Source organism: Pedobacter cryoconitis, assembly GCF_003259615.1.
Taxonomy (GTDB): domain Bacteria; phylum Bacteroidota; class Bacteroidia; order Sphingobacteriales; family Sphingobacteriaceae; genus Pedobacter; species Pedobacter cryoconitis.
Map to the genome: position 1 here is coordinate 1 of NZ_QLLR01000080.1, position 1256 is coordinate 1256.

Genomic DNA, 1256 nt, shown 5'->3' on the forward strand with positions numbered 1-1256 from the left:
AGGGTTAATAACAGATTAAAAAAAGCATTTCCATAGGCGCAAAAGGCTATGGAGAGAAGAAAGTAAGAAAGAGTACACAGGGGATGCCTTGGCTCTCAGAGGCGATGAAGGACGTGATAAGCTGCGATAAGCTCCGGGGATTAGCAAATATGAATTAATCCGGAGATTTCCGAATGGGGAAACCTGGCTAGTTGAAGACTAGTCGCATTACGATGCGCAAACCTGCCGAACTGAAACATCTAAGTAAGCAGAGGAAGAGAAAATAATAATGATTTCCTAAGTAGTGGCGAGCGAACGGGAAAGAGCCCAAACCAGTTATGTTACGGCATAGCTGGGGTTGTAGGACTACAATATGGCATTAATGAAATGAAGTGGAACAGGATGGGAAGCCTGGCAAGATAGCGTGAGAGCCGCGTACACGTAAGTAACATTAGTCTAGTAGTATCCTGAGTACCGCGAGGTCGGAGACGCCTTGTGGGAATCTGCCGGCACCATCCGGTAAGGCTAAATACTCCTGAGAGACCGATAGTGAACCAGTACCGTGAGGGAAAGGTGAAAAGAACCCCGAACAGGGGAGTGAAATAGAACCTGAAACTGTGTACTTACAAGCGGTCGGAGCGTCCAGGTGGCGTGACGGCGTGCCTTTTGCATAATGAGCCTACGAGTTACTCTTCTCTGGCAAGGTTAAGTGTTTAAGACACGCAGCCGAAGCGAAAGCGAGTCTGAATAGGGCGTATAGTCAGGGGAGGTAGACGCGAAACCTTGTGATCTACCCATGGACAGGTTGAAGGTGCGGTAACACGTACTGGAGGACCGAACCGATAAACGTTGAAAAGTTTCCGGATGATCTGTGGGTAGGGGTGAAAGGCTAATCAAACTGGGAAATAGCTCGTACTCCCCGAAATGTTTTTAGGAACAGCGTGGTGGTAAAGTTTAATAGAGGTAGAGCTACTGATTGGGTGCGGGGGAGTCAAATCCTACCAAATCCAGACAAACTCCGAATGCTATTAAATATACACTGCAGTGAGGCCCGGGGTGCTAAGGTCACGGGCCGAGAGGGAAAGAACCCAGACCATCAGCTAAGGTCCCCAAGTTACTACTAAGTTGAACTAACGAGGTGCGATTGCCTAGACAGCTAGGATGTTGGCTTGGAAGCAGCCATTCATTTAAAGAGTGCGTAACAGCTCACTAGTCGAGCGATCGTGCATGGATAATAAACGGGCATAAAGTAGTACACCGAAGCTATGGGTAATATT

Annotated in this window: 1 rRNA gene; it reads left to right on the top strand. The window is 47.9% G+C overall.

Going from position 1 to position 1256, the window contains the following annotated elements:
- Positions 1–56 precede the first annotated feature (56 nt).
- A 23S ribosomal RNA gene (locus tag LY11_RS26455) occupies positions 57–1256 on the top strand; the annotation flags it as partial.